Source organism: Streptomyces sp. NBC_00178, from assembly GCF_036206005.1.
Classification (GTDB): Bacteria; Actinomycetota; Actinomycetes; order Streptomycetales; family Streptomycetaceae; genus Streptomyces.
In genome coordinates this window covers 2,612,260-2,626,441 of sequence record NZ_CP108143.1, presented here as the reverse complement: position 1 = coordinate 2,626,441, position 14,182 = coordinate 2,612,260, and the positions used below count along the sequence as shown (strand labels likewise).

The 14,182-nt window shown below is 71.7% G+C and carries 10 protein-coding genes; 4 read left to right on the top strand and 6 right to left on the bottom strand.

Annotated elements, in window-relative coordinates:
* Nucleotides 1–94: 94 nt before the first annotated feature.
* Together OHT61_RS11280 and OHT61_RS11275 are read right to left on the bottom strand one after the other, a co-directional pair.
* Nucleotides 95–835 (bottom strand): class I SAM-dependent methyltransferase, encoded by a 741-nt coding sequence (locus tag OHT61_RS11280; protein WP_329037417.1) that lies wholly within the window; start codon nt 833–835, stop codon nt 95–97.
* Nucleotides 836–944: 109 nt separating this feature from the next.
* Nucleotides 945–1,451 (bottom strand): DUF6584 family protein, encoded by a 507-nt coding sequence (locus OHT61_RS11275; RefSeq protein ID WP_329037416.1) that lies wholly within the window; start codon nt 1,449–1,451, stop codon nt 945–947.
* A 204-nt stretch (nt 1,452–1,655) separates the two neighbouring features.
* Between OHT61_RS11275 and recD2 the strand changes: the two genes are divergently transcribed.
* Both recD2 and OHT61_RS11265 read left to right on the top strand, forming a co-directional pair.
* Entirely contained in the window at nt 1,656–3,887 is a 2,232-nt protein-coding gene (recD2, locus tag OHT61_RS11270; RefSeq protein WP_329037414.1) for an SF1B family DNA helicase RecD2, read from the top strand.
* Between the two features lie 197 nt (nt 3,888–4,084).
* Nucleotides 4,085–5,383, top strand: a complete 1,299-nt coding sequence (locus tag OHT61_RS11265) for a citrate synthase (RefSeq protein WP_145801439.1) — start codon at nt 4,085–4,087, stop codon at nt 5,381–5,383.
* A gap of 663 nt (nt 5,384–6,046) precedes the next feature.
* Here the strand turns inward: OHT61_RS11265 and OHT61_RS11260 are convergent.
* From OHT61_RS11260 to OHT61_RS11250, 3 genes are all read right to left on the bottom strand, one after another.
* On the bottom strand, nt 6,047–8,482 hold the full coding sequence (locus tag OHT61_RS11260) for a heavy metal translocating P-type ATPase (RefSeq protein WP_329037409.1): 2,436 nt from the start codon (nt 8,480–8,482) through the stop codon (nt 6,047–6,049).
* 234 nt (nt 8,483–8,716) lie between these two features.
* The gene (locus OHT61_RS11255) at nt 8,717–9,022 is read right to left on the bottom strand and encodes a heavy-metal-associated domain-containing protein (RefSeq protein WP_329037407.1); all 306 of its coding nucleotides are present in this window, start codon (nt 9,020–9,022) and stop codon (nt 8,717–8,719) included.
* A gap of 106 nt (nt 9,023–9,128) precedes the next feature.
* Nucleotides 9,129–9,881, bottom strand: a complete 753-nt coding sequence (locus OHT61_RS11250; RefSeq protein WP_443049610.1) for a TetR family transcriptional regulator — start codon at nt 9,879–9,881, stop codon at nt 9,129–9,131.
* Nucleotides 9,882–10,050: 169 nt separating this feature from the next.
* On the opposite strand from OHT61_RS11250, the gene OHT61_RS11245 reads away from it, so the two are divergent.
* Together OHT61_RS11245 and OHT61_RS11240 are read left to right on the top strand one after the other, a co-directional pair.
* Nucleotides 10,051–12,294, top strand: coding sequence for an MMPL family transporter (locus OHT61_RS11245; RefSeq protein WP_329037404.1), 2,244 nt, complete (start codon nt 10,051–10,053; stop codon nt 12,292–12,294).
* Nucleotides 12,295–12,469: 175 nt separating this feature from the next.
* The gene (locus OHT61_RS11240) at nt 12,470–13,513 is read left to right on the top strand and encodes a zinc-dependent alcohol dehydrogenase family protein (RefSeq protein WP_329037403.1); all 1,044 of its coding nucleotides are present in this window, start codon (nt 12,470–12,472) and stop codon (nt 13,511–13,513) included.
* 230 nt (nt 13,514–13,743) lie between these two features.
* Here the strand turns inward: OHT61_RS11240 and OHT61_RS11235 are convergent, their stop codons facing one another.
* Nucleotides 13,744–13,935: a helix-turn-helix transcriptional regulator gene (locus OHT61_RS11235; RefSeq protein WP_329037401.1), complete on the bottom strand. Its 192-nt coding sequence runs from the start codon at nt 13,933–13,935 to the stop codon at nt 13,744–13,746.
* Nucleotides 13,936–14,182 lie beyond the last annotated feature (247 nt).

Genomic DNA, 14,182 nt, shown 5'->3' with positions numbered 1-14,182 from the left:
GGGCACCCGGGTGCGCCCGGCCCGGTCGCCTCCGTGAGGAACTCCCGTCCGGCGAAGGTGTACTGGCGCCCACCCGGGCTTCTGGCACACGGGGTCAGGCGCGCGGCCACCCGGGGCGGCGGGCGACGAACACGAATTCCCGGCCCGGCCTGTCGGGGGCGTCCCGCACGTCCTCCACGACGAACCCCTCCGCGCCGAGCGCCGCCTCGACGTCACGCGCCTCACGGAAACGCAGCGTCGAGTCCGACGTCAGCACCTGGCCGTCCTGCGCGAAGACGTACGTCCACCGGAACGTCACCAAGGGACCGCGCACCTCGACGACGTCGACCCAGCTCTCGACGGAACCCGCCCCCGGAATCTCCGTCACCCGGTACGAGTCCTCGCGGGTCCACTCCTCCCAGGCCCGGCGCGCGGGATCGCGGGTCTCGAACACGAGGCGCCCGCCCGGCCGCAGGGCCTCCCGCGCCGCGCGCAGAGTCCTCCGCCAGTCCTCGGCCCCGGTGATCTGCTGGGCGACGTTGGCCGTCATGGTCGCGAGGTCGACCCCCAGGGGCGAATACGCCGTCGCGTCACCGACGATCCAGCGCACCCGGTGGCCACCGGGCTTGTGCCGGGCCACGTCGACGGACGCGGCGGCCGGGTCGCAACCGGTGACGTCGATGCCGCGACCGGCCAGCAGAAGGGCCAGTACCCCGGTGCCGCAGCCGATGTCCCACACCCGGCGCGCGCCGAACTCCTCCGCCATCGCGACATACGCGGCGAGGTCGGTCCGATCGGGAGCGAGGGCGTCGTAGATCGCGGCGAGCCTGGGGTGCGCGAAGCATGCGTCTGCCATGGCAGCGAACGGTAGGGCGCGGCCCCCGCCGGAAGCCACCCGGTTTCGCGGGCAGCCGCGCGCGGTGCCGGCCGCCCGGCGGGTCAGTCGAACAGCGCGACCAGGCCGTTCAGTCGAAGAGCGCGATCAGGCCGTTCACCCAGATCGCGAGGAACGCGAGCGTCAGGGCCAGGCATCCCAGAGCGGCCAGGGACTGGCCGGGGGAGCCCTCGTCCGCGGTGCCGCTGCCGTAGTCCGGGAGGGTGTCCCAGCCGAGGGCCCGCCCCGCGGAGGCGCTCGCCGCGAGCCGTACGGACGCCAGCTCCCGCTCGGCGAAGGCCGAACCCGCGGCCGTCTCCGGCCCACGCCAGGCCAGGGCCCTCATGCGGCGTACCGGGTCGGAGTACCGCGCGGCGAAGGCGGCGGTCTCCTCGGGGGAGCGGTCCTGCTCGAGGTACATCCAGCGTCCGGCCTCGGCGGGGTCGCCGTACAGCCGGTACACCTCGGCCAGCCGGCGGCGCAGCGCGTGGTCGTGCGGGAACGACGAGACCAGCCCGCGCAGCCGCTGCCGTGCCATCGGTACCCGCCCGGCGGCGAGGTCGCCGTCGACGCGCGCCAGGGTATCGGTCAGTGCCATGGACGCATCATCGACGCGGGCCCTCCCGCGAGTCGACCGGATTACGCGCTCCGCCGTGCCGTCCCCGGCCGGGCGGCACGCGCCCCGGCCCCTGCCGAACGCCTCCGGGCGGTACGGGACATGCCGCGGACCCGCAGCCGGGGGCGGAGCGGCTCCTGGACGAGCAGGGGCAGGGCTGTCGGTGGCAGCCGGTAGCGTCGTCCCATGTCCAACACGGCCGTGCTCGAAGGTGTCCTGGAGCGGATCACCTACGCCAACGAGGAGAACGGCTACACCGTCGCCCGCGTCGACACCGGCCGCGGGGCCGGTGACCTGCTCACCGTCGTCGGCTCGCTGCTCGGTGCCCAGCCCGGTGAGTCCCTGCGGATGGAGGGGCGTTGGGGTTCCCACCCGCAGTTCGGCAAGCAGTTCCAGGTCGACAACTACACGACGGTCCTCCCCGCCACGATCCAGGGCATCCGCCGCTACCTCGGCTCGGGCCTGATCAAGGGCATCGGCCCGGTCATGGCCGACCGCATCACCACCCACTTCGGCGTCGACACCCTGGACATCATCGAGCAGCACCCGAAGCGGCTCGTGGAGGTGCCCGGACTCGGGCCGAAGCGGACGAAGATGATCGCCGCCGCCTGGGAGGAACAGAAGGCGATCAAGGAGGTCATGGTCTTCCTCCAGACCGTCGGTGTGTCCACCTCCATCGCGGTCCGCATCTACAAGAAGTACGAGGACGCCTCGATCTCCGTCGTGAAGAACCAGCCCTACCGGCTGGCCGCCGACGTCTGGGGCATCGGCTTCCTCACCGCCGACCGCATCGCCCAGGCCGTCGGCATCCCGCACGACAGCCCGGAGCGGGTCAAGGCCGGACTCCAGTACGCGCTGTCGCAGTCCACCGACCAGGGCCACTGCTTCCTGCCCGAGGAGCGGCTCATCGCGGACGGGGTGAAGCTCCTCCAGGTGGACACCGGGCTCGTCATCGACTGCCTCGCCGAACTCGCCGAGGATCCGGAGGGAGTCGTGCGCGAGAGGGTGCCGGGACCCGAGGACGGGCAGCCCGTCACCGCCGTGTACCTGGTGCCGTTCCACCGCGCCGAGATCTCCCTCGCCGCCCAGGTGCAGCGCCTGCTGCGCACGCCGGAGGACCGGATGCCGGCGTTCCAGGACGTCGACTGGGACAGGGCGCTGAGCTGGCTCGCCGGGCGTACGGGCGCGACGCTCGCCCCCGAGCAGGAGGCCGCCGTCCGGCTCGCGCTCAGCAGGAAGGTCGCCGTCCTCACCGGCGGCCCCGGCTGCGGGAAGTCGTTCACCGTCCGCTCCGTGGTCGAACTGGCCCGCGCCCGGAACGCCACGGTGGTGCTGGCCGCCCCCACCGGGCGGGCGGCGAAGCGTCTGTCCGAGCTGACGGGCGCCGAGGCGTCGACCGTGCACCGGCTCCTGGAGCTGAAGCCCGGCGGGGACGCCGCCTACGACCGGGACCGGCCGCTGGACGCCGATCTGGTCGTCGTCGACGAGGCCTCGATGCTGGATCTGCTGCTCGCCAACAAGCTCGTCAAGGCGGTGGCACCCGGTGCCCATCTCCTGCTGGTCGGCGACGTGGACCAGCTTCCCTCGGTCGGCGCCGGGGAGGTGCTGAGGGATCTGCTCGCCGAGGGCGGCCCCGTCCCCGCCGTCCGGCTGACGACCATCTTCCGGCAGGCCCAGAAGTCCGGCGTCGTGACCAACGCCCACCGGATCAACTCCGGAGTGCCGCCCCTGACGCAGGGGCTGGACGACTTCTTCCTGTTCGTCGAGGACGAGACGGAGGACGCCGGCGTCCTCGCCGTCGACGTCGCCGCCCGCCGCATCCCCGCCAGGTTCGGTCTGAACCCACGCCGTGACGTGCAGGTCCTCGCCCCGATGCACCGCGGCCCGGCGGGCGCCGGCCATCTCAACGGACTTCTCCAGCAGGCCATCACCCCTGGACGCCCGGGCCTGCCCGAGAAGCGGTTCGGAGGCCGGGTCTTCCGGGTAGGCGACAAGGTGACGCAGATCAGGAACAACTACGACAAAGGAGAGAACGGTGTCTTCAACGGGACGGTCGGCATCGTCACCGCCCTCGACCCGGACGAGCAGAGGCTGACGGTCCTGACGGACGAGGACGAGGAGATCGCGTACGACTTCGACGAACTGGACGAGCTGGCCCACGCCTACGCGATGACCATCCACCGCTCGCAGGGCAGCGAGTACCCGGCGGTGGTCGTCCCGGTCACCACCAGCGCCTGGATGATGCTCCAGCGGAACCTGCTCTACACCGCCGTGACCAGGGCCAAGAAGCTTGTCGTGCTGGTCGGTTCGCGCAAGGCCATCGGCCAGGCGGTCCGCACCGTTTCCGCAGGCAGACGCTGTACGGCACTGGATTTCCGGCTCCGGAGCGGTACGGCCGCAGACTTCCCGGAAAAATGATCGATCAAAACGGTGGGAAACATCACTGAGCTCTTCCGGAACCGGGGTCCAGGGGGCAGGATGAGAAAGTTGACGGCACTCAGTGCCGCCAGTAGGTCCAATGGACGACCCCGAGTGCACTCTCCTGAGCCAAATGGGGGAGGGTGGAGACAGTCAGGGCACCTCGAAGAAGAGGCACTACGTCGGTGAGGGATGACGTGAGCGAGCACACCAACAACGCTGTAGTACTGCGGTACGGCGATGACGAGTACACCTACCCGGTGATCGACAGCACCGTCGGCGACAAGGGCTTCGACATCGGGAAGCTCCGGGCCAACACGGGCCTGGTGACGCTGGACAGCGGATACGGCAACACGGCCGCCTATAAATCCGCCATCACCTACCTCGACGGCGAGCAGGGCATCCTGCGGTACCGCGGCTACCCGATCGAGCAGCTCGCGGAGAGCTCGACGTTCCTCGAGGTCGCCTACACGCTGATCAACGGTGACCTTCCCAAGGTCGACGAGCTGTCGGCCTTCAAGAACGAGATCACCCAGCACACGCTGCTGCACGAGGACGTCAAGCGCTTCTTCGACGGCTTCCCCCGCGACGCCCACCCGATGGCCATGCTGTCCTCGGTCGTCAGCGCGCTGTCCACCTTCTACCAGGACAGCCACAACCCGTTCGACGAGGAGCAGCGTCACCTCTCGACGATCCGCCTGCTCGCCAAGCTCCCGACGATCGCGGCGTACGCGTACAAGAAGTCGATCGGTCACCCGTTCGTCTACCCGCGCAACGACCTCGGCTACGTCGAGAACTTCCTGCGCATGACGTTCTCGGTGCCCGCACAGGAGTACGTGCCGGACCCGGTCGTCGTCTCCGCGCTGGAGAAGCTGCTCATCCTGCACGCGGACCACGAGCAGAACTGTTCGACGTCCACCGTGCGCCTGGTCGGCTCCTCGCAGGCGAACATGTTCGCCTCGATCTCCGCCGGCATCTCCGCCCTGTGGGGCCCGCTGCACGGCGGCGCCAACCAGTCGGTCCTGGAGATGCTCGAGGGCATCCAGGCCAACGGCGGCGACGTCGACTCCTTCATCCAGAAGGTCAAGAACAAGGAGGACGGCGTCCGCCTGATGGGCTTCGGCCACCGGGTGTACAAGTCCTTCGACCCGCGCGCCAAGATCATCAAGGCTGCCGCGCACGACGTGCTCTCCTCGCTCGGCAAGTCCGACGAGCTGCTCGACATCGCGCTCAAGCTGGAGGAGCACGCGCTCTCCGACGAGTACTTCGTCTCGCGCAACCTCTACCCCAACGTGGACTTCTACACGGGCCTGATCTACCGCGCCATGGGCTTCCCGACCGAGATGTTCACCGTGCTCTTCGCGCTCGGCCGCCTTCCGGGCTGGATCGCCCAGTGGCACGAGATGATCAAGGAGCCGGGATCCCGCATCGGTCGCCCGCGCCAGATCTACACGGGCGAGGTCCTGCGCGACTTCGTCCCGGCCGAGGGCCGCTGAATCCCGCTCGCCTGAGCCGCTGCCGTACCGCCGTACCCGGCTGAACCGGCCGGCATCCTTCGCCCCGTGTACCGCGCCCGACCAACTGTTCGGAGCGCGGTGTCGGGGCGATTCGGCGTTCCGGAGCCGTGCCGTGCGGGCGACCGGGCGGGCCGCCTGGGTGCCCGGGGCGCCGCCGGCCGGCCTCGGAGCGGTGCCGCCTGGTTACATGCCGTGCGGAACCCGTGCGGCCCCGGAGCGGTGCCGCGTGCGCCCGCAGGCCCGGAACCCGCCACCGGGGGAGCGCGGTGCGACACACGCCCGCATGCGGAAAAACGCCCCGCCTGCCGATCCCCCCACGGGTCGACGGACGGGGCGTTTTCCATATCCCGGAGCGGATTCCCCCCACGGGATCCGGCCGGGCGTCTGAAGGGAGCCTGAACTCCACTCGTTCTGCCGGTGACGCGTATTCAGTTCTGTCCTGCCGTGCGGCTGCCGGGGTACGTACGGGAGGGCCGCTCAAAGCTCCCCGGTGCACGTGCCCCGGCCGGCGATCGCCAGGAGCGTCCCCCAAGACACTCCATCGGACGTCCCCCAAGACATCCATGACATCGCACTCTTAGACTCACCAACCCATCAGATGGTTACCCTCGAATCGGTGTGATCTAAGTCTCTTTGTAGAAATTATGTGAAGGAGCGCAACCTCAGACTGTTCGTCACGACGAACACCGACGAAAACGCCATCGCCGCACCCGCGATCATGGGGCTGAGCAGCCCGAACGCAGCCAGAGGCAGTGCGGCCACGTTGTAGCCGAAGGCCCAGAAGAGGTTGCTTCTGATAGTCGACAGAGTACGCCGTGAGAGCCGGATGGCGGCAGTGGTCACCTTGAGATCTCCACGAACCAGTGTGAGGTCGCCCGCCTCGATCGCCGCATCGGTCCCCGTACCCATGGAAAGGCCCAGGTCGGCGACCGCCAGCGCGACTGCGTCGTTCACCCCGTCACCGACCATGGCGACGGAGCGGCCTTCCGCCTGAAGGCCCCGTACGACCTCGGCCTTGTCCTCGGGCAGGACCTCGGCGTGGACCTCGTCGATGCCGACCGTGCGGGCCACGGCCTGCGCGGCCGCCCGGTTGTCGCCCGTCAGCAGGATCGGCCGCAGCCCGAGCGCGCGGAGTTCCGCGACGGCCTCGGCGCTGCCCTCCTTCACCGTGTCCGCGACCTCCAGCACGCCCCGCGCCCGGCCGTCCCAGGCCACGGCGACGGTCGTGCTGCCCTGTCCCGCCGCGCCCGCCAGCGCCTCGGTCAGGGACGGCGACAGGGCGATCCCGGCGTCGGCGAGGAGTCGCGGGCGGCCCGCCAGCACCTGGTGGCCCTCGACGACGCCGCGCACGCCGAGGCCGGGAACGCTGGTGAAGTCCACCGGGGCGGGGAGCGCCCCGCCGGTCCGGGCGGCCGCTCCGGCGGCGACGGCGCGTGCCACGGGGTGCTCCGACGCATGTTCGAGGGCGCCGGCGAGCCGGAGCACCTCGGCCTCGGTCGTGCCGGGCTCGGTGTGGACGCGTCCCAGGGTCATCCGGCCCGTGGTCACCGTGCCGGTCTTGTCGAGCACGATCGTGTCGACCCTGCGGGCGGTCTCCAGCACCTCGGGCCCCTTGATCAGGATCCCGAGCTGTGCGCCGCGCCCGGTGCCGGCCATGAGGGCGGTGGGCGTGGCGAGTCCCAGGGCGCAGGGGCACGCCACGATCAGGACGGCGACGGCGGCGGTGAACGCGGCCGTGACGTCGTCGGTGACGAGGAGCTGGGCCACCAGGGTCGCCAGGGCGATGAGCAGCACCACGGGGACGAAGACGGCCGAGATGCGGTCCGCCAGGCGCTGGGCGGAGGCCTTGCCGTTCTGCGCGTCCTCGACGAGACGGGCCATGCGGGCGAGCCGGGTGTCGGAGCCGATCCGGGTGGCCTCGACGACCAGCCGTCCCGAGGTGTTGAGCGTGCCGCCCGTGACGGAGTCGCCCGGGGCTGCGTCCACGGGGAGCGACTCCCCGGTGAGCATGGAGGTGTCGACCGCGGAGAGTCCCTCGACGACGGTGCCGTCGGTGGCGATCGTCTCCCCGGGCCGTACGACGAACCGGTCGCCCACGAGGAGGGCGTCGACGGGGACCCGCACCTCCGTGAGGTCCGGTGAGGAGGCCCCGTGCCGGGCATCCTCTGGCCCCGCCGCGGCGCCGGGGTGCTCTCCCGTACGGGGGCGGAGGACGGCGACGTCCTTGGCGCCCAGGTGCAGCAGCGCGCGCAGGGCGGCGCCCGCCTTCCGCTTCGACCGTGCCTCCAGGTAGCGCCCCAGCAGGAGGAAACCGGTGACCCCCGCCGCCACCTCCAGGTAGATGGTGGCCGAGGGGTCGGACCGGGAGACGGTGAGGTCGAAGCCGTGCCGCATGCCCGGCATGCCGGCGTCGCCGAGGAACAGCGCCCACACGGACCAGCCGAAGGCGGCGAGCGTCCCGATCGACACGAGCGTGTCCATGGTCGCCGCACCGTGGCGCAGATTGGCCCAGGCGGCGCGGTGGAAGGGCAGCCCGCCCCAGACGACCACCGGGGAGGCGAGGGTGAGGGAGAGCCACTGCCAGTTGTCGAACTGCAGGGCCGGGATCATCGCCATGAGGACGACCGGTACGGCGAGCGTCGCCGTGACCAGGAGTCGCTGCCTCAGTGCGGCGAGCGGCCCGTCGGCCGCCGCGTCGGCGGGGGTCCCGGACGTGATCACGCCCGGGGCGCTGTCCGGGGAAGCGCCGCCCTCGTCCTCCCGGCCCGCCGGGACGGCACCGCGTGCGGCATCCTCACCGGCCGGCGGGGGCGGGGGTACCGGGGCCGGGCGGACCACCGGCTGCGCCGTGTAGCCCGTCTTCTCGACGGTGGCGACGAGGTCTTCGAGCGCGATTCCCGTGCCGAAGGAGACGCGGGCCTTCTCGGTCGCGTAGTTGACGGTGGCGCTGACCCCGTCCATGCGGTTGAGCTTCTTCTCGACGCGCGCCGCGCACGAGGCGCAGGTCATCCCCCCGATCGTGAACTCGGTCTGGGAGGTCTCCTCCACGGGGGCCTCGGATGCCGTGGTGCCGGCCATGTGCGGACTCCTGGGTCGAGCAGTCGTGCCGTTCCCCACCAGTATCTGCTTCCCGGGTGGAGGAACGGCCGACGGGGGTGCGTGCGGGGGTGCCCACCGGCGTGAGCGCGCGGAGGCGTGATCGGGGGCGTGATCCCGGTTGCGGGACCGTCGCGGCCGTCCGGGTGCCGGTTGCGGCCCGGCCGCCGCGACGCGGTCCGCGCGTCCGGGACCGTCACGTCCGTGCCGGTGCGGTCAGGCGCGGCCGACGAGGTCGTAGCCCGCCTCGTCCACGGCGGCGCGTACCGCTTCCTCGGTGAGCGGGGCGGCGGAGGCGACGGTGACCAGGCCGCTGCCGGCCTCCGCCTTCACCGAGGTGACGCCCTCGATGCCGGAGATCTCCTCGGACACGGCGCCCTCGCAGTGGCCGCAGGTCATGCCCTTCACCTCGTAGACGGCGGTGACGCCGCCCACCTGGACATCGGTCGTACCGTCCTGGCAGGACCCGGTGGACGAGCAGCAGGAGCCCGCGGCCTCGGGGGTCTCGGTCTCGGCGGTCATGACGTTCTCCTCTTCGCAGGCACACTGGACGCGGCAGGCGGGGCGCGAGGGGGCGCCGGGAAGCGCGGTGCGCCCGTCTGCACGCCAAGTATACCCCTAGGGGGTATTAACGGGCTTCGCCGGTCACTCCACCGGGCGTGTCGCAGGCCAGGGGTTCGAGGTAGCGGTGGATCACCGCCTTCAGCTCCCCGATGTACGCCGCCCGCTCGGCGCCTTCGTGCGACATGACCAGATCGAGACCGGCCTTGAAGAGCACGAAGGACATCCCGGCGACGCGTGCGACCCGGTCCCGCGGAAGGTCCGGCAGATAGGTGCCGAGGAGCTGTTCGATCCGGCTGAGCATCGTGGCGTGCAGGGCGTCGTGCTCCTGGCTGATCACGCCGGGGATCTCGGAGCCGTGGGTCAGCACCGCGAAGGCCGGGTTCTCGCAGTTGAAGGCGATGAGAGGGTCGAGCACGGCGTCGAGCAGCCGGTCGAGCGGCAGTTCCAGGTGACTCACGACGAACGCGGCACCGTACGTCTCCCGCCAGCGGTGCATGAGCCGGTCGCCCAGCTCGACCGCGATGGCCTCCTTGTTGGGGAAGAACTGGTAGAGCGTGCCCGGCGAGACGCCCGCCTCGCGGGCGATGGCGTTGGTGCTGGCCCCGTTGTAGCCGCTGGTGCTGAACACGCTCGCCGCCGCCTCCAGCAGCTGCGCGATACGGGCCTCGCCGCGCGCCTGGCGGCGGCGTGGGCGCGCCGCGCCGGCGTCCGCGGGGGCCGCGGTGCCTGCCGTCGGGCCCCCGTCCGCGCGCGCCCCCTCTTCGCGCTTGCCCCTCTGTGCGGGCGTGGCGGCGTTCTCCGCCCTGGACTCCGGCACGGACTCGGACACGTCGATCCCCAGCTTTCAGGACGTGGTTGACAAACGCGAGTGGGTGCTCGCATTCTGATGAAACGCGAGCGGGGACTCGTGTTTGCCAGTGTAAGTGGCAATGACCGACCCATGCTGCCCTGTGCTGCCCGGGTCCCGGTGAAGGGGACACCGCACCATGTCCGAAGTCAACAGCTCGGAGCCTGTCGGGGGATGGGCCCGCCTCGTCACCGCGCGGCCACGGCTCGCCCTGCTGGCAGCGCTGGTGATCACGGTGCTGGCCGTGTTCGCGGGAAGCGGGGTCGCCGACCGGATGGGCAGTGGGGGCTGGGAAGCACCGGACGCCGAGTCGACGTACGCGACCGCGGTGCTGGAGAGGGAGTTCCCCGGCTCGCAGCCCAATCTGCTCCTGCTCCTGGACAGCGGCACCGCCTCGGTGGACGACCCCGCGGTCGCCGCCGAGGCCGAGCGGCTCACCGAGCGGCTGTCGGCCGAGCCGGGGATCTCGGGCGTCGGCTCGTACTGGCGGACGAAGTCCCCCGCGCTGCGTTCCGAGGACGGACACGAGGCCGTCGTCGCCGCACGGATCGAGGGGGACGAGAAGGCGGCGGGGGAGATCCTCGACCGGACGGCTCCCGCCCTCCGGGGCACGCACGGACCGGTGGAGGTGTCCGTCGGCGGCCCCCTCGCCGTGCGGCACGAGATGCAGAGCACCATCCAGGAGGACCTGCTGAGGGCCGAACTCATCGCCCTGCCCGTGACGCTGGTGCTGCTGATCATGGTCTTCGGCAGCGCGATCGCCGCCCTGCTGCCGCTCGGCGTCGGCATCATCGCGATCCTGGGCACCAACGCGGTACTGCGGGGCATCACCGAGTTCACCGACGTCTCCGTGTTCGCCCAGAACCTGACCACGGCTCTCGGCCTCGGACTCGCCATCGACTACGCCCTGTTCATCGTCCGGCGCTTCCGGGAGGAACTGGCCGCGGGCGCCGACGCGCGGACAGCGGTCGGCACCACGCTGCGCACGGCGGGGCGCACCGTGCTCTTCTCCGCGCTGACGGTCGCGGTCTCCCTGGCGGCGATGCTGGTCTTCCCCCAGTACTTCCTGCGCTCCTTCGCCTACGCCGGTATCGCCGTCGTGCTCCTCGCGGCAGCCGCGGCCCTGGTCGTGCTCCCCGCCGCCCTGCTGTTGCTCGGCCCGCGGGTCGACGCCCTCGATCTGCGCCGGCTCCTGCGCCGACGCGGCACGGCGTCCGCGGTCGCGGAGACGGGGACGCAGAGCAGGGGGTGGGGCCGGTTCGCGGCGCTGGTGATGCGCAGGGCCCCGGTCTTCGCCGTCCTCACCACGGTCGGGCTCGTCCTCCTGGGGCTCCCCTTCCTCGGGGTGAAGTTCGGTACGGCGGACGACCGTCAGCTGCCCGCCGCGGCCGAGTCCCGCGTCGTCCAGGAACACATCCGGGAGAGCTTCCCCGGAACCCCCGGGGGCGGCCTCGACGTACTGGCGGAGGGATCCGCGAGCCCCGCCCAGTACGCCGACTACCGGAAGCGGATCGCGGCGCTCCCCGGGGTGCGGCGGGTCGAGGGCCCCGTCGCCGGGAAGGGTGTGGCGTACTTCGACGTCCAGCTCGCCGGGGAGTCCGTCGGGCAGGGTGCCCAGGACCTCGTCCGTGCCATCCGGGCCGAGGCCGCCCCGTTCGACACCTCCGTGACCGGCACGGCCGCCGTCCTGATCGATTCCAAGGACGCCATAGCCGACCGGCTTCCGTGGGCGCTGGCGATCATCGTCGGCGTGACGCTGCTGCTGGTCTTCCTGCTCACCGGGAGCGTGCTGATACCGCTCCAGGCCGTGGCGCTGAACGCACTCAGCCTGACGGCGATGTTCGGAGCCGTCGTCTGGGTCTTCCAGGACGGACACCTGTCCGGGTTCCTCTCCTTCACCAGCACGGGAGACATAGAGACGACCCTGCCCGTGCTGATGTTCTGCGTCGCCTTCGGCCTCTCCATGGACTACGGGGTCTTCCTGCTCTCCCGCATCAAGGAGGAGTACGACCGCACGGGCGACCACGACCACGCGGTGGCGTTCGGGCTGAGACACACCGGCGGGCTGATCACGGCCGCCGCCGTCATCCTGGCCGTGGTGATGGTCGCCATCGGTACCTCGCGCGTGACCAACACCAAGATGCTCGGCCTCGGGATCGCGCTCGCCGTTCTGATGGACGCGATGGTGGTGCGGAGCCTGCTCGTGCCGGCCGTGATGAAACTGACGGGCCGGCTCACCTGGTGGGCTCCCGGGCCGCTGCGAGCCCTCCATCGGCGGTTCGGGCTGAGCGAGGGGGAGCCGGCACTGCGCGGTGACGAGGGTGCCGGGCCGACTGACGAAGAGGCCGGGCGGGAGCGCGACAGGATCACGGCCGGGGCGTAGATTCCCCGGATCGGGGAGCCGGACGGTGCGATCCACGCGGCGTCGTCGGGACGGAGTGGTCCGCGCGGCGTCGTCGGGACGGAGACGCGGCCTCGTCGGGACGGAGCGGTCCGGGCGCCCCGACCAGGACGACACGACCCGGACGGTGCGATCCGGGCCACGGAAGGCGGGGCGGATGCGGGCAGTGGTTTTCGAGGAGTTCGGGCAGGAGGCCCGGGTGCGCGAACTCCCCGACCCGGGGGTCCCGGACGGGGGTGTCGTGGTGCGCGTCGGCGCCACGGGCCTCTGCAGGAGCGACTGGCACGGCTGGATGGGGCACGACCCCGGCATCGTCCTCCCGCACGTTCCCGGGCACGAACTCGCGGGAACGGTCGAGGCGGTGGGCGGCGGTGTGCACAACTGGAGGCCGGGCGACCGGGTGACCGTGCCGTTCGTCTGCGCGTGCGGCCGGTGCGCCGCGTGCGCGGCGGGTGCGCAGCAGGTCTGCGAGCGGCAGACCCAGCCGGGCTTCACCCATTGGGGATCCTTCGCCGAGTACGTGGCGCTGGAGCAGGCGGACGTGAATCTGGTCGCCGTACCCGACGAACTGTCCTTCGCCACCGCGGCGGGGCTGGGATGCAGGTTCGCGACGGCGTTCAGGGCGGTGGCCGCACAGGGGCGGGTGGCACCGGGCGAGTGGGTCGCCGTGCACGGCTGCGGTGGGGTCGGGCTGTCGGCGGTGATGGTGGCGGTCGCGAGCGGGGCGCGGGTGGTGGCGGTCGACGTCTCGCCGCAGGCTCTGGAGCTGGCTCGGGCGTTCGGTGCGTCGGAGTGCGTGGACGCTTCGGCGTACCCGTCCGGAGCGGACGAGGCCGTGCGGGAACTGACAGGCGGCGGCGCCCATCTGTCGCTGGACGCACTGGGCTCGCCCGTCACGTGTGCCGCCTCGGTGCGAAGCCTGCGCAGACAGGGGAGGCATGTCCAGGTCGGGTTGCTGCCGCCGGCCGGAGGCGACCCCGTCGTGCCCATGGCCCGGGTGATCGGGCTGGAGCTGGAGATCCTCGGCAGCCACGGCATGGCAGCCCACGCCTATCCGCCGATGATGGACATGGTGCGGGCGGGAGTGCTGCGACCGGATCTGCTGGTGACCTCCACCATCACCCTGGACGCCGCTCCGGCGGCCCTCGCGGCCATGGGCAGTACCCCTGGGGCGGGCGTGACGATCATCGAGCCGTCGTAGCGGGACCTGCGCTCGCAACCGGGTCTGCCGTCGTGGCTGGAACCGCCGTCGTGGTCGAGCCGGCCGCACCCGGTCGTACCCGGCCGTCGGGGGCCATCGGGCGCGCGGGCGAGGGGCGCTGACGGGAGCCGGCGGAAGTGGGCGGACGGGATCGGACGGGATCGGACGGGATCGGCGTACGGGCGGCCGGGAGCGCCGCTCCAGGGGGGTGCCGGTGTCCAGGCGCCCTCTCAACGGCCCCGGTTGCCGGGGCGGGACGCGATCCACGCGAGGACCGTGTCCACGTACCAGTGGGGCTTCCCGTTCCGCGCGTCGTCGGGCGGCGGGAGAAGGCCGTGCTTGCGGTACGAGCGGATGGTGTCCGGCTGGACCTTGATGTGTGCCGCGATGTCCTTGTACGACCAGAGCGTTCTGTCCGTCATGAATGACACCTCTCTGTACCTCGGTGCGCCTCTGCTCCGTGAACGAGAGGGCCGACCGTCGGGCAGGGGGTGTCGCCGGTCCGTGACGGAGGATCAGCGGAACGCGGACATACGTGACAGAGAAGTGACTGCTGGGGCCAGAGTGGGTCGGGGGCGCGGCGCAGGGGGCTCAGGGGCGCGGGGCGGCGACCCGGCCCGGGGGCCGGCGCGGGCAGCGGCCGGCCCATGGGCGAAGGGTGAACGGGGG